15 protein-coding genes, 2 rRNA genes and 1 riboswitch are annotated in these 19,071 nt (G+C 52.6%); of the genes, 7 read left to right on the top strand and 10 right to left on the bottom strand.

Annotation, left to right across the window (positions count from 1 at the left end):
• The first annotated feature begins 37 nt into the window (after positions 1–37).
• The 3 genes from H924_RS03955 to H924_RS03965 all read left to right on the top strand — a co-directional run bounded on the left by H924_RS03955 (position 38) and on the right by H924_RS03965 (position 4,649).
• Positions 38–3,119, top strand: a 23S ribosomal RNA gene (locus tag H924_RS03955).
• 124 nt (positions 3,120–3,243) lie between these two features.
• Positions 3,244–3,360 (top strand): 5S ribosomal RNA (gene rrf / locus H924_RS03960).
• Positions 3,361–3,485: 125 nt separating this feature from the next.
• A complete protein-coding gene (locus H924_RS03965; protein ID WP_015650666.1) occupies positions 3,486–4,649 on the top strand; it encodes a pyridoxal phosphate-dependent aminotransferase in 1,164 nt (387 codons plus the stop codon).
• Here the strand turns inward: H924_RS03965 and H924_RS03970 are convergent.
• Genes H924_RS03970 through H924_RS03980 form a run of 3 tightly spaced genes read right to left on the bottom strand, consistent with a single transcriptional unit; the run spans position 4,646 to position 9,275 of the window.
• The gene (locus H924_RS03970) at positions 4,646–5,287 is read right to left on the bottom strand and encodes a DUF3239 domain-containing protein (protein ID WP_015650667.1); all 642 of its coding nucleotides are present in this window, start codon (positions 5,285–5,287) and stop codon (positions 4,646–4,648) included. The two genes, H924_RS03965 and H924_RS03970, sit on opposite strands and share 4 nt — an antisense overlap.
• Complete coding sequence (locus H924_RS03975) at positions 5,288–7,021, bottom strand: DNA repair helicase XPB (protein WP_015650668.1); 1,734 nt, start codon at positions 7,019–7,021, stop codon at positions 5,288–5,290.
• Positions 7,022–7,073: 52 nt separating this feature from the next.
• A complete protein-coding gene (locus H924_RS03980) occupies positions 7,074–9,275 on the bottom strand; it encodes a helicase-associated domain-containing protein (protein ID WP_015650669.1) in 2,202 nt (733 codons plus the stop codon).
• Positions 9,276–9,339: 64 nt separating this feature from the next.
• Between H924_RS03980 and H924_RS03985 the strand changes: the two genes are divergently transcribed.
• Positions 9,340–9,528 carry a hypothetical protein gene (locus tag H924_RS03985; protein WP_015650670.1) on the top strand — a complete coding sequence of 63 codons (189 nt, stop codon included), beginning with the start codon at positions 9,340–9,342 and terminating at the stop codon, positions 9,526–9,528.
• Between the two features lie 93 nt (positions 9,529–9,621).
• On the opposite strand, the gene H924_RS03990 is transcribed toward H924_RS03985, so the two are convergent.
• Positions 9,622–10,197, bottom strand: coding sequence for a resuscitation-promoting factor Rpf1 domain-containing protein (locus tag H924_RS03990; RefSeq protein WP_015650671.1), 576 nt, complete (start codon positions 10,195–10,197; stop codon positions 9,622–9,624).
• Between the two features lie 5 nt (positions 10,198–10,202).
• A riboswitch (cyclic di-AMP (ydaO/yuaA leader) is annotated at positions 10,203–10,332 on the bottom strand.
• 413 nt (positions 10,333–10,745) lie between these two features.
• Between H924_RS03990 and H924_RS04000 the strand changes: the two genes are divergently transcribed.
• Entirely contained in the window at positions 10,746–11,129 is a 384-nt protein-coding gene (locus H924_RS04000; RefSeq protein WP_015650673.1) for a cold-shock protein, read from the top strand.
• A 43-nt stretch (positions 11,130–11,172) separates the two neighbouring features.
• On the opposite strand, the gene H924_RS04005 is transcribed toward H924_RS04000, so the two are convergent.
• The 3 genes from H924_RS04005 to H924_RS04015 are packed head-to-tail and all read right to left on the bottom strand — an operon-like array spanning position 11,173 to position 13,195.
• Complete coding sequence (locus tag H924_RS04005; RefSeq protein WP_015650674.1) at positions 11,173–11,709, bottom strand: DUF2771 domain-containing protein; 537 nt, start codon at positions 11,707–11,709, stop codon at positions 11,173–11,175.
• Between the two features lie 11 nt (positions 11,710–11,720).
• Complete coding sequence (locus tag H924_RS04010) at positions 11,721–12,494, bottom strand: glutaminyl-peptide cyclotransferase (protein WP_015650675.1); 774 nt, start codon at positions 12,492–12,494, stop codon at positions 11,721–11,723.
• 20 nt (positions 12,495–12,514) lie between these two features.
• Entirely contained in the window at positions 12,515–13,195 is a 681-nt protein-coding gene (locus H924_RS04015) for an aminotransferase class IV (RefSeq protein WP_131385935.1), read from the bottom strand.
• A 340-nt stretch (positions 13,196–13,535) separates the two neighbouring features.
• Here H924_RS04015 and H924_RS04020 point away from each other — a divergent pair, with 340 nt between their 5' ends.
• Positions 13,536–14,996 (top strand): NCS2 family permease, encoded by a 1,461-nt coding sequence (locus H924_RS04020; protein ID WP_015650677.1) that lies wholly within the window; start codon positions 13,536–13,538, stop codon positions 14,994–14,996.
• The gene (locus H924_RS04025; protein WP_015650678.1) at positions 14,996–15,838 is read left to right on the top strand and encodes a TrmH family RNA methyltransferase; all 843 of its coding nucleotides are present in this window, start codon (positions 14,996–14,998) and stop codon (positions 15,836–15,838) included. The genes H924_RS04020 and H924_RS04025 overlap by 1 nt, the downstream gene beginning before the upstream one ends.
• On the opposite strand, the gene H924_RS04030 is transcribed toward H924_RS04025, so the two are convergent.
• From H924_RS04030 to serC, 3 genes are all read right to left on the bottom strand, one after another.
• Complete coding sequence (locus H924_RS04030; protein WP_029703876.1) at positions 15,835–16,698, bottom strand: DUF6928 family protein; 864 nt, start codon at positions 16,696–16,698, stop codon at positions 15,835–15,837. The two genes, H924_RS04025 and H924_RS04030, sit on opposite strands and share 4 nt — an antisense overlap.
• Positions 16,699–16,707: 9 nt before the next feature.
• Positions 16,708–17,601 carry a septation protein SepH gene (gene sepH / locus H924_RS04035; protein WP_015650680.1) on the bottom strand — a complete coding sequence of 298 codons (894 nt, stop codon included), beginning with the start codon at positions 17,599–17,601 and terminating at the stop codon, positions 16,708–16,710.
• A gap of 106 nt (positions 17,602–17,707) precedes the next feature.
• Positions 17,708–18,838 (bottom strand): phosphoserine transaminase, encoded by a 1,131-nt coding sequence (serC, locus tag H924_RS04040; RefSeq protein ID WP_015650681.1) that lies wholly within the window; start codon positions 18,836–18,838, stop codon positions 17,708–17,710.
• Between the last annotated feature and the right edge of the window lie 233 nt (positions 18,839–19,071).

Below are 19,071 nucleotides of genomic sequence, written 5' to 3' on the forward strand. Positions count from 1 at the left end.
AATGCTTGTTTGAGTGTTTGTTGGTGTGTTGTCTTAGTGTTTTGTTTTTAAGAGCACACGGTGGATGCCTTGGCATATCAAGCCGATGAAGGACGTGAGAGGCTGCGTTATGCCTCGGGGAGTTGCCAACTAAGCGTTGATCCGAGGATGTCCGAATGGGGAAACCCAGCTGCAGTAATGTGTGGTTACCTGCCGGTGAATATATAGCCGGTTGGGAGGTTTACACGGGGAAGTGAAACATCTCAGTACCCGTAGGAGAAGAAAACAATTGTGATTCCGTTAGTAGTGGCGAGCGAACGTGGATGATGGCTAAAGCTTATGTGTGTGATACCCGGCAGGGGTTACATGTAGGTGGTTGTGGGGTTACAGCGTGTGTGTTCTGCCGGACACTGGCACATGGTTAATTGATTAGTGGAAGTGGTGTGGAAACGCCTGCCGTAGAAGGTGATAGTCCTGTACGCGAAGATCAGTTGGTGTGTGTGGTTGTTTTTCCCAAGTAGCAGCGGGCTCGTGGAATCTGCTGTGAATCTGCCGGGACCACCCGGTAAGCCTGAATACTTGATATGACCGATAGCGGATTAGTACCGTGAGGGAATGGTGAAAAGTACCCCGGGAGGGGAGTGAAATAGTACCTGAAACCGTGTGCTTACAATCCGTCAGAGCCTCACTTGTGGGGTGATGGCGTGCCTTTTGAAGAATGAGCCTGCGAGTCAGCGGCATGTCGCGAGGTTAACCCGTGTGGGGTAGCCGTAGGGAAACCGAATCCTAATAGGGTGTGTTAGTGGCATGTCTTGGACCCGAAGCGGAGTGATCTACCCATGGCCAGTGTGAAGCAGAGGTAAGACTTTGTGGAGGCGCGAACCCACTTAGGTTGAAAACTGAGGGGATGAGTTGTGGGTAGGGGTGAAAGGCCAATCAAACTCCGTGATAGCTGGTTCTCCCCGAAATGCATTTAGGTGCAGCGTTGTGTGTTTCTTGCCGGAGGTAGAGCTACTGGATGGTTTAGCGGGACCAACATCTTAGCGACATCAGCCAAACTCCGAATGCCGGTAAGTCAGAGCACAGCAGTGAGACTGCGGGGGATAAGCTTCGTAGTCGAGAGGGAAACAGCCCAGATCGCCGGCTAAGGCCCCTAAGGGTGTGCTAAGTGGAAAAGGAGGTGGGGTCGCGAAGACAGCCAGGAGGTTGGCTTAGAAGCAGCCATCCTTGAAAGAGTGCGTAATAGCTCACTGGTCGAGTGATTCCGCGCCGACAATGTAGTGGGGCTTAAGCACACCGCCGAAGCCGCGGCAATGATACTTTATTGTGTTGTTGGGTAGGGGAGCGTCGTGCACGCGTTGAAGCAGCCTGGTAATGGTGTTGTGGAGTGTGTGCGAGTGAGAATGCAGGCATGAGTAACGAATGATGAGTGAGAAACTCATCCGCCGGATGACTAAGGGTTCCTGGGTCAAGTTAATCTTCCCAGGGTGAGTCGGGGCCTAAGGCGAGGCCGACAGGCGTAGTCGATGGATAACGGGTTGATATTCCCGTACCCGAGTGTGTGCGACCATGGTGAATCAGTGATACTAACCACCCGAATGCTTCCATGTGTCATCTTTGATGATGTGTGGTTGTGGTTTGCGTGGGACCTGATCTGGTAGTAGCTAAGTGATGGGGTGACGCAGTGAGGTAGCTAAGCCACTTATTGGATTGTGGTGTAAGCGTGTAGCACTGTTGGTAGGTAAATCCGCCAACTATTAATGTGTGAGGCGTGATGCAGAGCCCTTTTGGGGTGAAGTTGGTGATCCTGTACTGTCGAGAAAAGCCTCTAGCGATGTACATATTCGGCCCGTACCCTAAACCGACACAGGTAGTCAGGTAGAGAATACTAAGGCGTTCGGGTGAACTGTGGTTAAGGAACTCGGCAAAATGCCCCCGTAACTTCGGGAGAAGGGGGGCCATCATAGGTGAACACCTTTGCGGTGGGAGCGTGTGGTGGTCGCAGAGAATAGAGGGAAGCGACTGTTTACTAAAAACACAGGTCCGTGCGAAGACGTTTAAGTTGATGTATACGGACTGACGCCTGCCCGGTGCTGGAAGGTTAAGAGGACCGGTTAGCTGTTAAAGGCGAAGCTGAGAATTTAAGCCCCAGTAAACGGCGGTGGTAACTATAACCATCCTAAGGTAGCGAAATTCCTTGTCGGGTAAGTTCCGACCTGCACGAATGGCGTAACGACTTCCCTGCTGTCTCAACCACAGGCCCGGTGAAATTGCAGTACGAGTAAAGATGCTCGTTACGCGCGGCAGGACGAAAAGACCCCGGGACCTTCACTATAGCTTGGTATTGGTGTTTGATTCGGTTTGTGTAGGATAGGTGGGAGACTTCGATCATATGACGCTAGTTGTGTGTGAGTCGTTGGTGAAATACCACTCTGATCGGATTGAATGTCTTAACCTTGGCCCATGATCTGGGTTGGGGACAGTGCCTGGTGGGTAGTTTAACTGGGGCGGTTGCCTCCCAAAATGTAACGGAGGCGCCCAAAGGTTTCCTCAGCTTGGTTGGTAATCAGGTGGTGAGTGTAAGTGCACAAGGGAGCTTGACTGTGAGAGTGACAACTCGAGCAGGGACGAAAGTCGGGACTAGTGATCCGGCACCAACTTGTGGTTGTGGTGTCGCTCAACGGATAAAAGGTACCCCGGGGATAACAGGCTGATCTTCCCCAAGAGTCCATATCGACGGGATGGTTTGGCACCTCGATGTCGGCTCGTCGCATCCTGGGGCTGGAGTAGGTCCCAAGGGTTGGGCTGTTCGCCCATTAAAGCGGCACGCGAGCTGGGTTTAGAACGTCGTGAGACAGTTCGGTCTCTATCCGCCGCGCGCGTTGAAACTTAAGGAAGGCTGTCCCTAGTACGAGAGGACCGGGACGGACGTACCTCTGGTGTGCCAGTTGTTCCGCCAGGAGCAGGGCTGGTTGGCTACGTACGGAAGGGATAACCGCTGAAAGCATCTAAGCGGGAAGCCTGTTTCGAGATGAGGTTTCTTTTGAGGTTCCCTATAGATTATGGGGTTGATAGGCCAGATCTGGACGCATTGTAAGGTGTGGAGGTGACTGGTACTAATTTACCGACAACAAAACACAAACAACTTTAGGGTTGTTGGTGATACGCAAAACGTAACGAAAAATAGCAAAAAGATTTGCTCGCGTCCACTATGCAGTATTTGACACAACACGCATCATTTTTTGTGGTGTGGTGGTTGGTTGTGTCGGTGGTGATAGTAGCAGGGAAACGCCCGGTCCCGTTCCGAACCCGGAAGCTAAGCCTGGTTACGCTGATGGTACTGCACTCGGGAGGGTGTGGGAGAGTAGGTTACCGCCGACCTAAAACTTAATGATTTATTGTGTGAAGGCAGTGTAAGAAACAGTTTGTTTCTTACACTGCCTTTCCGCATGCCCAAAAACACCCCTGAACATCACTAGTTTTAGGTGATGAAATATAGTGTCCCCATGAGCACAGATCACATCGTTTCCCGGCTGCGGCCTTTTGGAGAAACGATCTTCGCAACCATGACACAAAAAGCTGTTGCAGCGGGGGCGATCAACCTGGGACAAGGCTTCCCAGACGAAGATGGTCCACAGGAGATGCTGCAGATAGCAACGCAGCAGATTTTGCAGGGCAATAATCAATACTCTGCCGGTCGTGGTGATAAGAGCTTGAGAAAAGCGATCGCCAAGGACCACAAAAAGCGTTTTAAAATTGAATACAACCCAGACACCGAAATCCTCATTACCGTCGGTGCCACAGAAGCGATTACAGCTACTGTTTTAGGTTTAGTGGAACCAGGGGAGGAGGTTATCGTCTTTGAGCCCTACTACGATGCTTATGCAGCTGCTATTGCGTTAGCAGGTGCAAAACGTGTCGCTGTTCCCTTAAAAGAGGTGGATAACTCCTGGGATCTTGATACTGACCTGTTGCATAAGGCAGTATCCAAAAAGACCAAGATGATTATTGTTAATTCTCCGCATAATCCAACTGGTTCTATCTTTTCACAGAAGGCATTGAAAGATCTTGCGGGTATTGCCCGGGCCTATGATCTTCTGGTGCTTTCTGATGAGGTGTATGAACACCTAGTATTTGACGGCCTGGAGCATCAAAGCGTCGCAAAGCTTCCTGGTATGTGGGATCGCACGGTGACTGTGTCTTCGGCGGCCAAGACCTTCAACGTTACTGGGTGGAAAACGGGCTGGGCGCTGGCGCCCGAGCCTCTATTGGATGCGGTGCTGCGCGCCAAGCAGTTTATGTCTTATGTGGGCGCAACGCCTTTTCAGCCGGCGGTGGCCCATGCTATTAAAAATGAGCAGGCTTGGGTGGACTCGATGCGCCAGAGCTTAAGCACCAAGCGCGATATTCTCCGTGAGGCCTTGGATGGCGCTGGTTTGCACACCTATGAGAGCAAAGGCACCTATTTTATTGTTGCGGATATCGGTGACCGCGACGGCGCCACGTTCTGCACGCAGCTCATTGATGAAGTTGGTGTTGCCGCAATTCCAGTGCAGGCTTTTGTGGATCATCCCGGACAATGGTCTTCAAAGGTGCGTTTTGCTTTTTGCAAAAAAGAAGAGACGTTGCGCGAAGCTGCACAACGTCTCAAGAAGATTAAAAAGCTTTAGAGAACCAAAAGGTTATTTGAGGTCTTTTTAACCTCTGCTAGCTTGCCCCGGTTCTTTTCCAGCTTGGCCCATAATTCATGGGGGATGGTCTTTTCTGCCTCGCGCACCACATCTTTGTCGGTGGTGCCCCAGGTAATGGGCATTGGGCTGACTTCATCCCAGTGGTCTTGGTCTTTTACTGTGCGGCGACCGGAAACAGCCACCGCAGGCACTCGCTCGCCGAGGCGGCGCTCATGGACTCCCACGCGGTTAATGGTGCGGATAGCCAAGCCCCATTTTGGTTTTAGGGTGTTATCAACATTGGTGTTAACCAGCGCGAGCAAAACAACATCGCGCGGGTTGACCTCTGCAATAACGGCTGGGACGAGGTCATAGTTGTCATAAAGTGACTGAGCGCTGCCCATTTGGCGGGGAATAACTGGGATCATGATGAAGCTGATCAGCGCCATAATGGCCATTACGCCAAGAACTAGCCATCCCCACACTGCGCCGTGAGCTAGGTAGTAACCACCAGCGCCGACTGCGAGTAGGACAAGTCCAAAACAGAGAGCAGAGATCTGCAGCCTCTTGGCATCGCGGAGGAATTCATTGTTCTTTTTTGCGTAGGATTCATCTACCGCAAAAGAAAAGTGCTGCATTTAGATATCTTTCTCTGTAATCGGGTCGGGGTCGAAAGGTTGTGGATCGACGCGCTCGGGGTCAACAGCTGCAGGGATGATCGGGAAGAGCAGATCATCAGCATCCATAATTCTATAGGCATAACCTTGTTCGGCTAAGAAGCGCTGGCGGTGGGCTGCATACTCCGTATCGAGGGTATCGCGGCTAACAATGGAGTAGAAATGCGCCTCGCCACCATCGTGTTTGGGGCGAAGTAAGCGACCCAGCCGCTGTGCTTCCTCCTGACGGCTGCCAAAGGTACCTGAGACTTGAATCGCCACCGAAGCTTCGGGGAGGTCAATGGAGAAATTAGCCACCTTTGATACCACCAGCACATCTAATTCCCCGGCCCGGAATTGTGCAAAGAGTGCTTCACGCTTCTTATTAGGAGTTTTGCCGTCAATAACTGGGGCATCAAAACGTTGTCCAAGTTCCTCCAGCTGATCCAAATAAGCACCGATAATCAAAGTGGGCTGGCCGGCGTGGTGCTCAAGTACCTTTTGCACAACTGCCACCTTGGTATGGGCGCAGGCTGCTAGACGGTAGCGATCTGCTGACTCAGCAGTGGCATAAACCATGCGCTCGGCATCAGTCATCGTAGAACGGATTTCCACACAATCAGCGGTGGCAATAAAACCTTGGGCTTCGAGGTCTTTCCAAGGTGCGTCATATCGTTTTGGACCAATGAGGCTAAAAACATCACCTTCGCGGCCATCTTCACGCACTAAAGTGGCGGTCAGGCCGAGACGACGCCGGGATTGAAGATCAGAGGTCATACGGAATACCGGTGCGGGGAGGAGGTGGACCTCATCATAGATAATTAGGCCCCAGTCGCGGGAATCAAAAAGTTCCAAAGCTTTGTACTCGCCCTTGGTACGTCGGGTGACCACCTGATAGGTCGCAATGGTCACCGGGCGGATTTCTTTGCGCTCTCCGGAGTATTCGCCGATTTCTTCTTCGGTGAGGGTGGTGCGGCGCAGCAGCTCGTCCTTCCACTGCCGTCCGGCCACCGTATTGGTCACCAAAATCAGAGTGGTTGCCTGGGCACGAGCCATGGCAGCAGCTCCCACCATGGTCTTGCCAGCGCCACAGGGCAAAACGACAACGCCGGAACCTCCGTTCCAAAAGGAATCGGCAGCCATTTCTTGATAATCGCGCAGTGCCCATTCTTCATCGGCGGTCGATAGCGCAATGGGGTGTGCCTCGCCATCAACATAGCCAGCCAGATCTTCTGCAGGCCAGCCAATCTTTAGCAGCTCTTGTTTGAGACGACCTCGCTCAGAGGGATGCACAATGATGGTCTCGGGATCCACCTGTTGGCCAAGCATGGGCTTGATCTTTTTGTGGCGTGAGATTTCCACCAAAATCGCAGGTTCGGCAGATTCTAGAATCAGTCCATGTGCGGGATGGCGGTGCAAACTGACACGTCCATAACGAGACATCGTTTCTGCAATATCAATAAGCAGCGATTGCGGGACCGGGAAGCGGGAATAGCGTTCCAGCATATCCACCACTTGCTCGGCATCGTGTCCAGCAGCCCGGGCATTCCATAGCGCTAGGGGAGTGATGCGATAGGTGTGAATATGTTCCGGGGCACGTTCCAGCTCTGCAAAAGGAGCTAGTTCCGCGCGTGCTGCGCTGGCCTGGGGATGATCGATCTCCAGCAGCACAGTCTTATCTGATTGAACAATCAGTGGTCCATCGCCAAAAGCCACGAATTAAATCTCCTCCAAAAGTTTAAGCTCCCATTATGTCACTATTTTCTGCCTAGTCCACTATCACTTCGCTGATCCGATGCAGCATAAATCGATGTACCGCACCGCTGGCCTCATCTATGGCGTCTACCTGCCCGGCGGTCACCGTTAGTGGCTTCACCACCCGGTGCACGGCAACACCTTGCTTATCGACGAACCCCAGGGTCACCGTTCGTTGTCCGCGCACCGCGGCCTGGAGTACAGCGAGAGTGGGTTGCTCAGATGCAACTCCAGTGGTGGCTGCATCTTCTCGTCGAATAGCTTTAACGGCGGCCTGGATACGGGTCTCATCTAAAGGTGCTTTCGGCGCCGGCTGGTTGGCGGCAGGCACCCGCGCGGCCGCGGGGGCGATATTCAGGCTGGCGCCGGTGGTGTCCTCGGCAACAGGCTGGAATCCCGCCTGGCGCAGCTGTGTGATCACCTGCAGCAGGGGAGCCTGCGCGATAGCCACAGTCGGTGCAATCTGGTGCAAACCTACTTCCTTGCCCGCTTCCACAGCCTGATGCAGGAGCGCGGGATCTTCACTGCGCAAGTAGCTTAAGGCAGGGCCACCACGCAAAGTTCCGTGCTTGCGCGCAATATCGCTTAAAAGATAAGCCACTGACTGCGGAAGCTCCATGGCCGCATGGGATTTAAGGAATTCTAAGATTTCCGCAGTGCTTAGACCCATGTCTAGAGCATGCCTAATGGACTTTTCACTCAAGCGGTATACCGAGGCCAAACCTGGAGATTCCAAGCTAGCGATAGTATCCATGGTTTTTTGCATCTCAGGGGTTAAAGGACCTGGCACCATGATGGTGAAATCACCTTGGACAATAAAATAATCCACTGTCTTTGGCGCCTTAATAGCCTTTGCTGGATCTTCCCCGGCCAGCAGAGCGCGGGCACCCGCGGTCACACCGCCAGCATAAGCACCAATCCACTGTGCTTCAGAAATTAGTTCTGCTACCAACTCTGGTTGGAGACGATGCGCGGCAATGGGGTAATTAAAGGAGAGATCGGCACGCAACTGCTCCCGTTCTACTCGTGCGAGCCCCGCGATGACCTTATGGCGATTATCAGCAATGATGTCTCGCACACTTGCAGCGCTAAGCAAATGAATAGGCTTATCCTTTTCATCTGCCTGACCGACCATCCACGGTGCGATATTTTGATTCCACCAACCGCGCATTAGCATTCCCAGCTGCTCTGATAAATCAGCTTCTAAAAATTCATCGGCCAAGGGGGTTGGCGCAATATAGTCGCCACCCTCGTCATCGGCAGGGAGGGGATCCGGCACGCCACGACGCAATAATCCAGTAGCCACACCTAGACTGATTACCCGCGCAACCTCGGTTTCGCTGACCTCAAGTTCTTTGGAAAGACGCGAAATTGTGCGCACGCCCAGCCCGCCTCCCTTGAGTGTGGTGGCAGGGGACTGGCTAAGGGCGTCGATAAGCAAACGGCTGAGACGCACTACCTCCAAGCCAGCAGCCACGCCGGCATCATCATTGCCGGGGGCAGCGTTCGCGGGGACGGGCAGCAGCTGCGCGGGGATTTCTGGACGGCCCTCGAGCACACGTCGCACAATCGCCGGCAGTTTTACAGTTTGCTCATCAACCCGCGCGAGCAACCCGGCCACAATTAACTGAGGAATGGGGCGAGTCGGATCGGCGCCCAGCGCCGCATCCTTGGTTAAACCAAAACCCCCAGCAGCCACCAGGGTGCCTAAAATTTTGCGGTGCTGGGCAGAGAGCTTATCGACGGCTTCCTGAGCGGCTGCAAAATTAAGGTGCGAGCCCCTGGATTCTGGCAGCAATTGCCAGTTATTGGGCAGCGCCGGCATGGTCTCCTGCGCAATCATCAGCTCCTCGGTGCCGTACATTATGGCAAAGCTTTTTAACCTGGTGAGCGCATGTTTAATTTGCGTCTCATCGGGGTGGGGCTGCTCTTTGAGGGCAGTGTTCAGGTATTTAATGATGTCGGGGGCAGTCACAGGGTGGAGTTCAGCCCCGATATTTGCTGCAGCCTCTAAGACCACCAATTCGAGAGAGTTAAGTTGCAATAAAACTCGCACGATCGAGACGCGCAACTGTAAACGCGCAGCAAGCGAGCCTAAATTAGGTGGTAGGGGGAGGACAGTATCGGGGCGATTTCGTAGAATTCCGGACAGTTCTTCATTGTTGAGCTGTTCTAACCACCGGTGGAGGGTGGGAACGGGGGAATCTTTTTTCATGATGTGTCCAAGTTTAAGCCTTCTAAAGGTGACTTTTCTTCATCGAGTTTGAAAGAATAGAAACATGGCAAACGTAGAGAAGAAGCACTTCGTCGATCCGGCTTGGCCGGAGCATGCACCCGGTGAGCACGTGGTTACCGAAATCATTTCCAAGGTTGCTGGAGCTTCCAGCCCCTGGGGCGATGAGAAGGAGTTCCCATTCCCAGCTGAAGAGCTCGGATACGTCCACCCTTATTCCCGCATCAATCGCTAAGAGTTCGCAAAAAAGAGGCAGTCATGATGACTGCCTCTTTTTTAATGCATGAAAAAAAGGGAACCCGTAGGTTCCCTGATTCACTGTGGCTAATTAGCCAACATAGGCATTGTAGTAAGCCTGAACCTCTGGTGGAACGGCAACGCCGTACTGTGCCAAGGTGCCGGTGACAGCGCCATAAGCAGCCTTGATGGTGTTGAGATCAGTGGAGCCGATAGCAACATTGTTGTTGGTTGGCTCTGCTGCGTACTCAGCCTCGGTGGAGACAGGTGCTGCAGCTGGTGCAGGAGCGGAGAGATCACGCTGGGTAGCAGCGGAGTTCAGACCAAGCTTTGCAGAACAAGCAGGCCATGCGCCCCAGCCCTGCTGTGCGAGGGTACGCTCTGCGACAGCGATCTGTTGTTCACGGGTTGCGAGGTTTGCAGAAGGTGCAAACTCAGTTCCGCCAAAGGCAGCCCAGGTGCTCTGGCTGAACTGCACGCCACCGTTGTAGCCATTGCCGGTGTTGATAGCCCAGTTTCCGCCGGACTCACACTGTGCGAGGCGATCCCAGTCAGAATCTGGAGCTGCGGATGCAGTTGGAGCCATGATTGCAGCGGCTGCGCCAAAAGCAACAGTAGAAGCTGCGATCTTGGTAAGGGTAGAGCTCTTGGTGGAATGACGTCCCATGAAAAGTTTCCTCTCATTAGTCGCCGTCGAGGTTAGCTGTCGGGTTAGGGCGGAGGATATGCCCTGCCGGAAAATCCGGCTTCACCCCAAGGAGTTGACCTCCGATGCTCTTTTATTAAAGAGCGGGTGGGTTCCCCGTCCCTGTCTGCAGATTTTTTCTTATCGAATGATAAGAATTTGTGGTTTAAAGTTCTTGCTCCTAGACAGATTTTCAGCCTCCGACCCCAGACAGGGTTTGGCGATGAGCCGGAAAATATGGATGAAAAACTGCGGTGCCTTGGCTAAACGCTAGCCGGAAGGTCACGATTGTGTCACGTTTTTTATCGGAGCTATATCAAAACTGGCTTTTTCTGAGGCTAAAACCCCTGGTCATATTAATAAAAAATTAAGGTGTTAGTTATGTCACATAATTAGTGTTGGGGCTATGCAAGGGGGTAAGTGAAGCGAGTTTTAGCAGGCGTGCTTGCCGTGTACAATGATTTCTTCTGGTTATATAGCGCCTGCTGCTATGGCGCTAAGAATATGCGAATTGAAAGTGGTGAGGACGAGTGCCTGTCGGAACAGTGAAGTGGTACGACGCAGAGCGTGGTTTCGGCTTTGTCTCCAATCCGGATGGTGAAGACTGCTATGTAGGAAAGCAGGTTCTTCCCAAGGGGATTGGTGAACTACACAAGGGGCAGCGAATCGAGTTTGATTTCGCAGCAGGGCGTAAAGGTCCACAGGCGCTGCGCATTAAGGTCATGGAAACTCCCCGCCGCAAACCTCAGCATAAATATGAACCTGACGCCCTCCATGGCATGATTTCAGATCTTATTACCCTTTTGGAGAGCGGTATTCAGCCAGGTTTGGCCAAGGGACAATATCCCGAAAAGAAGGCCGGATCTCAGGTCGCTGAAATCCTTCGCGTGGTAGCCAAAGAACTAGACGCATAAGAAAAGGAGAGAGTCCATAGACTCTCTCCTTTTTTAGGCTGGACTATTCGGCAGCCTGTTCCATGGTGGAAAGGGACCAGGTCACGGTGTAGGGAGTTTCTTCGCCGTTACTGTCGTGGCCGATCATAATTGCAGAAATTTCCACCACCACCAGACGTGGACGCTCGCCACCATCTTCTAGCGGATCAACAGAGCCAGGCAGTGTTACCTCAGTGGTTTCATTGGCACCGTGATAAGCCTCATCATTGGCAGCTGGATCATCATAGATGGTGAGCAGGTACCAGTCATGATCGTAGATTGATTCCGGAATGGTGAGATGGAGTTCTTCATCTGCACCCACATTCAAAGTGGGAACCTCATTCTCCGGGCATTCCACACCTGGCTCACAGATGCTAAATGGGAAAACCTCGAGTTCGCCTGCAGGGGCGGAGGCTGCAATGGAGATCTCCGCAGGTTCTGGGTCGGGACGATTATTCCACCATTGTTGGAAGAGCACTGAAATCACCACCACGATAACCACCGCTAAAGCGAGGCTAATAATTTGGATGATGTTCTTGCGCTTGGTTTTCCGGCTTGCCATGAGTCTTGATTCTAGCCAGCTGGAATGAAACGTACCTCATAGAGGTCTGGCCAACGCTTGCCAGTGAGATAGAAATTCTCCGAATCGGGTATAAAAGCAATGCCATTTAGCACATTATTAATATCTGGATCTGCGTTATTGGGTAGGGAAGAGGCATCAATAACTGCATTAACGGCACCGGAATCTAAGTCAATGCGCACGATATCGGTATCCATGAAAATATTGGCATAAACCTCGCCGTCCACGCATTCCAGCTCATTGAGTTTGTCCACGGCGGTGCCATCCAGAGTGACGTTTATGATATTTAGTTGCTCAAAGGTTTCAGGATCGCGTACCTGCAAAGTGGAACTGCCATCGGACATGATCAGCTGATCTCCACTGGTGCACAGACCCCAGCCCTCGCCGTCATAATTAACCCGCGCTAGCTCTTCTAAGGTGGTGGCATCTCTTTTGAAAGCCACACCCTCATTCCAGGTTAATTGCCACACCACGTCGCCAGCCCTAGTGATGCCCTCGCCGAAAAAACTGGGATCCAGTGGCTGGGAAGCTTTCTCTTGGCCATCAATGGTGCTGCGGTAAATCCGCGAACCGCCATATTGGCCTGTACCGATTATGAGATCAGAGCCATCAACTTCTAAGCCTTGTGTAAAGGAGCTCTCATTAAAAGGGAGAGTTTGCACAATCTCTGGAACCAAATATTCCACCTCTGGCTGTGCTGTTTCGCTGCTACTACAACCAGCACTGAGTGAAGCGATAACCAAAGGTGCGAATTTTTTTAAGGACATGGCACTGAGTCTATAAAGATTTAGATCTCTTCGGCGCTTTCCCAAAGGTGTGCATTTACCTCAGAGAAAGTGGGGATGAATGCAGCGACTGGGCGTACTTCAGAAACCTGCAGGGCACTGCCATATTCCAGCCAGGCATTCACCCTTCTAATGCCATTTAGTGAATCGATCAACCAGACCTCGGCAGCACGCAGTTCATTAATATCAAAGCCTTCTGCACGAGCTTTGGAGCTGGCACCACGTAGGCGTAAATAATCCAAAATGGGGCCTTCAAGCACTGAAGGCAGATGGCGTGGGTGGGTGGAATGAAAAACCATTGAACCCTGTAGTACGAACAGGGAAGCGTTAACGGCTCCGATAACCTTGCCGGACTCGTCGATAAGCAAACCCTCGTCGGCGCCTTGGCGTCGGCTGGTGGCAGAGGCACGGTCCTGCCACGCACTGTCCACGCCTTTAACGGTGGGCTGGGAACGCTCATCGCGGTGCCCATGGATGTCAACGGTGATGGTTGGCTTAATGGGGCGCGCGGGGCGAGTTTCCACACTAAAGTGGTTGTTTTCTACGGTGACAGCGCAAATGGCCTGGCCCTTGGCAGCGCGCAGCTTGGCGCGGATGGGCTCATCAAACTGCGCGGTAATTGGAGCTGCGGCGGCAAGACGGTCCATGTGGCCGGTGAAGTTGCGGACATGTCCGTCAACCATGAGGAAACTTGTGGTCACCAAGGTGGATTGCTACGCCTTTCGAGTCTTGTGCGTGGAGTACAACACGGCCATATATAGATAGCAAGACAGTAGCACTCAAGTAGTCAAACTGTTGATTTTAGGGCGTCATCTAGCGGTCTAGAGTAAAAGGCGATATGAATTTTATCCTTGGTCACTGAAAACAAATTTTTCGACCTTTGTCACTGGACTTGCTCGCTACGCCCGGCAGGTGAGAAAATTCTGTCGCACTAAAGGTTATGTTTCTTTGGGCGAATTTCACATTGTTTTTCATGAGTTTTCAAGCAACCTCACAACTTGAGTAGAAAATAGGTATCCGGCAATGACGTCGAGAAATACTACCGAATCCCAGGGCGCCCTGGATCGGTATTTCAAAATTTCGGAGCGAGGATCCAGTATCGGCACGGAAGTCCGTGCAGGTATTGTCACCTTCTTCGCGATGGCCTACATCATCATCCTTAACCCACTGATCCTTGGTACCACCGAGGACATCAATGGCACCACCCTCGGCATCCCACAGGTTGCTGCAGCCACTGCTTTGGCTGCCGGTGTCATGACCATCGCCTTCGGCCTGATCGCGCGTTACCCATTTGGTATCGCAACCGGCCTTGGCATCAACACCATGGTGGCCGTCACCCTGGTCTCCGGCGAAGGCCTCACCTGGCCAGAAGCTATGGGCCTGGTTGTAATTGACGGTATCGTCATCGTCATCTTGGCTGTCTCCGGCTTCCGCGTGGCCGTTTTCCGTGCAATCCCAGCTTCTATGAAGGCTGCGATCGGCGTGGGCATTGGTTTGTTCATCGCCATGATTGGCCTGGTTGACGCTGGCTTTGTGCGCCGTATTCCAGATGCTGCCGGCACCACCGTTCCCGTTACCTTGGGAATTAACGGTTCTATCGCTTCTTGGCCAACCTTTGTCTTCATCATTGGCGTTTTGCTTTGTGGCTTTATGGTGGTCCGTAAGGTCCGCGGCGGTCTCTTCCTCGGAATCCTGGGCACCACCATCATCGCCATCATTGTGGAGGCTATTTTTGGTGCAGGTCCATCCTTTGAAAATGGTGAAGCGAACCCGGCTGGCTGGAACCTCGCAGTTCCAGGAATCCCAGATTCCTTCGGCGGAGTTCCTGACCTTTCCCTCGTGGGCGCAGTTGACCTCATCGGTGCGTTCTCCCGCATCGGCGTTGTAGCCGCCACCTTGCTGGTATTCACCCTGGTATTGGCAAACTTCTTTGACGCAATGGGAACCATGACTGCGCTTGGTAAGCAAGCTGGCTTGGCTGATGAAGAAGGCAACCTTCCTGATATCAAGAAGGCCCTGATCGTAGAAGGCGCTGGCGCAATTGTTGGTGGCGCAGTTTCTGCTTCCTCCAACACCGTTTTCGCTGACTCCTCCGCTGGTGTTGCTGATGGCGCTCGCACCGGCCTGGCAAATATCGTCACCGGTGTGCTCTTCTTGCTGGCCATGTTCCTCACCCCGCTGTATGAGATCGTGCCAATTGAAGCAGCAGCTCCTGTGCTCGTTGTTGTGGGTTGCATGATGATGGCTCAGATCCGCGAGATCGACTTCACCCAGTTCTACATCGCATTCCCAGCCTTCCTCACCATCGTTATCATGCCTTTCACCTACTCCATTGCCAACGGCATTGGCGTCGGATTCATCATGTACGCATTGATGGCAGTAGCTGCTGGCAAGGCAAAGGAAGTGCACTGGCTCATGTGGCTGGTAGCTGCACTATTTGCAGTATTCTTCGCTATCGACCCAATCATGGGTGCCATTAGCTAATGGAAAGAATCCTCATCTCTGGCCCCGCAGATCCACGCCTGGATGATTTCCGTGATCTTAACCATTCGGATTCTCGTCCAGACTTGCCCGGTGGCAAGGGCCTGGTAGTTGCTGAAGGACCACTCGTGGTGGGACGTCTGCTGGAATCTCGTTTTCCAGTTCGTGCCATCGTGGGATTCAAAAATAAGCTGGATTCCTTTTTTGCTTCTTTTCAGGCTGAAAACTCAGGTGTTGATCTTTCGGGGATCCCGATTTATGAAGTTACCCGCGAAACTCTGGCAACTGTTGCCGGCTTTGATATGCACCGTGGTTTGTTGGCAACTGCGGACAGAGTGGTGGAGGATTCTGTAGCTTCCGTTTTGGAGGGCGCCCGCACAGTGGTGGTTCTCGAAGGCGTTGGCGATCATGAAAACATTGGTTCCATGTTCCGTAACGCTGCGGGCATGGGAGTAGACGCCATTCTCTTTGGCAATGGTTGTGCAGATCCGCTCTACCGCCGTGTGGTTCGCGTCTCCATGGGCCATGTGCTGCGTCTGCCATTTGCGCATTTAGAGGGCAGTTACACCACCTGGCAACGGAGCTTGGAAGAGCTTTCCCAAGCCGGTTTCCACTTGGTTTCGCTTACCCCGGATCCCGCAGCGGTTCACCTTGAAGATGCTCTTAAAGGGCGCGATAAGGTGGCCTTGCTGGTGGGAGCTGAAGGCCCCGGTCTAACCGAACACGCTATGCGGGCAACCGATGTACGCGCTCGTATTCCAATGGCGCCGGGTACAGATAGCCTTAACCTGGCTACTTCGGCAGCGATTGCGTTTTATGAACGCGACCGCTCCCAAAGAACTTAACGGTCAGTATGGCGGAGTTTCTCCGCCATCGTAGCGCCCCATTCGCGGCCCGCTCTGAGCATAGATTTAGCCATCTTCTGCGCAGAGTGAGCCGCTTTTTGCGCATTTGCCGTCACGCGCCGGGGGACAATGCGATCGGGGCTGTCATGCTGCTCATAATCGTCATAATCACTAAAACCAAGCTTGTCGACGGCGGCTTGGGTGACAGCGGCTGAGCTGATCTGCCGGGGGCGAGGAATACGGGGCTCGGGGCGCCCATCAACGGCATACGCCACCACATTGATATCAGGGGAGGTGGTGGCATCAAAACCCAACCAGGCGCGTTGCGCCTCATGAACTAACTCAATGGGATTGAAGGGCAGGGCTAGGGGAGTCTTGCGGGTCCCTTTTTTGCCTGCCCAATAGGGAGTTTCAAAACCGCCAGGCATGCCTTCATCTTCAAAGACACGTTCTTCAAGGGCGATAAAAGAACGTTTCACCGAATTTTCATGAATATGTGCGAAGCCACCGAGGGTGGTTTCTTCATTGACCGCAAAGACATAAATATCGGTGGAGGGTACAGATTTCAGTAGACGGGGGCTCAACTTAGAAAGCGCAGATACATCTTCCAGCACCGTCTGAATGATGGTGACACCGGGAAAACCTGCTATATAAAACTCATTGGCGCTGGCTGGTACCGAGCGGTTAAGAGAAAACTGGCCAATGGGGGTAATTGGCCAGGTGGGATTTAGTTGGGCTAAAAGCTTGCGCCCAAAACCACGATCCGCCCGCGGTTCCGAACGGATAATGGTTTGTGGATCAGAGGCCGTGACAAACCAGATGGTCACGATTGCGGCATTAGCTCCCAGTTGACTCGGCATCAGCACACCCTATTTCTTTGGACGCTTGGTGTTAGCGCGAACTCCAAGAAGTACATCTTCCCAATGCGGGGTTACTGCCTTACGGCGACGATTGCGAGGTGCTTCCACATCGCGGTCTTCATCGTGCTCGGTGGATTCCAAATGCTCTTCGGAGTCATTAAAATCGATGTCCTCGTCATCAAAAGAACTGTCTTCGACATCGTCATTGTGACTAATAGAGGTCAAGGTACGAACTGGCTGAATAAACTCCGGATCAATAAGATCCGCAGCCACTGGGGTGCGTGGATCTGCCGTGGGATTGCTGGTGTTATGCAGATTGAGGGTCCATTCTGCATGGTTATCACTCAGGCCAGCTTTCCAATCAACTCGCACAATCCACTGGTTGGTGGCGTCCTTATAGGAATCCCACACTGCAGAGGTGAGATCATGGCCACGAGTAGCAAAGGCCGTTGCCAAAATTTCCCATAGCGTGAGTTTGGCCGGGCCATTTTCGCGGATGGGGTGTGATTGTTTAGCGAGTTCCGCAATGCGGGCGCGCTCTAACAACACGGGGTGGGCATAAGGTTCGATACGAGCCTCAGTTACTCCATTTTCCTCTGCCAACTCGGCAATGGAGGCGCCAGCACGCACTCGAATCTGAATTTCACGAGGAGACATGGTTAAAGGCGCGCTGATACGCGGATCAAGTTCTTTTTCCTCACGAGGAGCTGGCTTTGGAGAAACTGCTTCCAAAACTACTGGGACTTCTGGTTCCGGTGCAGGAATTTCCTTATGACCTGCAAGAACCTGGCGTAGATCCTCAGTTACAGCAATGAAGAATTCCTCAGCGCCATCCTCATCGGAGGACCTGAACACCAGGGATGATTCGGTAGAATCTTCCCTGACCAGGAATATTTCACGCATGTTGACTCCTTATGGCTGGGTAAGTTATTAAACAAGCTTAACGAAAAACACCCTGTACTGGTGTATCAGTACAGGGCGTTTTTAGAACTTGTTTAGTTTGGGGGTATTACTTTTGTGCAAAACCACCATCAAGAATGAAGTCAATTGCACCGGTCAGCTTCTCAATATCGGTGGAATCAATAGCTGGGAACATACCAATACGCAGCTGGTTGCGGCCGAGCTTGCGGTAAGGCTCGGTATCCAGGATGCCGTTGGCGCGCAGGATCTTAGCGATAACACCAGCGTCGATAGCATCATCAAAGTCGATGGTGCCGACAACGAGGGAGCGCTTAGCAGCATCTGCAACATAAGGGCTGGTCTCTTCGCGACCTTCAGCCCAGTTGTAAAGGGCAGAGGAGCTAGCAGTGGTGCGAGCAACCATTCCGTCCAGACCACCGTTTGCGTTCATCCATGCAACCTGGTTCTCCAGCATGAGCAGGGTAGAAACAGCAGGGGTGTTGTAGGTCTGGTTCTTCAGGGAGTTATCAACTGCGGTCTGCAGGTTGAGGAACTCAGGGATGAAACGATCAGAAGCGTTGATCTTCTCGATGCGCTCCAATGCAGCTGGGCTCATAGCTGCAAGCCACAGGCCACCGTCGGAAGCAAAGCACTTCTGTGGGGAGAAGTAGTAAACATCAGCCTGGGACATGTCGACAGGCAGGCCACCAGCGCCGGAGGTTGCGTCGATAGCTACGAGAGAACCTTCAGAACCTGCTGGGCGAATGACTGGAACCATGGCTCCAGTGGAGGTCTCATTGTGTGCCCAAGCGATAACGTCGGCACCTTCAAAAGCCTGTGGTGCTGGAGCGTCGCCGGTTTCAGCGGTGACGATCTCTGGCTCATCAAGCCAAGGAGCAAGCTTAGAAGCCTTAGCGAACTTCGAGGAGAACTCGCCGAAGGACAGGTGTCCGGACTTCTTCTCAATCAAGCCGAAGGTTGCGGCATCCCAGAATGCGGTCGCTCCACCCAAGGAGAGGATGATCTCATAGCCTGCTGGCAGGGAGAAAAGCTCTGCCAAGCCCTCGCGAATATTTCCTACAACGTTCTTTACTGCAGGCTGGCGGTGGGAGGTTCCGATGATGGAGGTAGCGCCATCAACAATGGCCTGGATCTGTTCTGGGCGAACCTTGGAAGGTCCGCAGCCAAAGCGGCCATCATTAGGAATAAACTCAGCGGGCAGGGTGGGGAAGTCTGACATGTCTTCGGGCAACTTTCTGCGCTTGGAAGTAAGAGAGTCAACACTAAGCAATAGTTAGCTGACTAAATCACTATAACTGCAAGTGTTAAAAATCTAGATGTCAATATTCGTTCCCAGTTTGGGAATTGCTGAAATCTTACTGAAATTCTTTTTGACGATAGGTGACGGTTCACCAATTTGGGGGTGAGCTGATAATGGCTGTTAATAAAGTTCCCAAAGTTGCAAATATCACT

It is taken from the genome of Corynebacterium callunae DSM 20147 (assembly GCF_000344785.1).
Taxonomy (GTDB): domain Bacteria; phylum Actinomycetota; class Actinomycetes; order Mycobacteriales; family Mycobacteriaceae; genus Corynebacterium; species Corynebacterium callunae.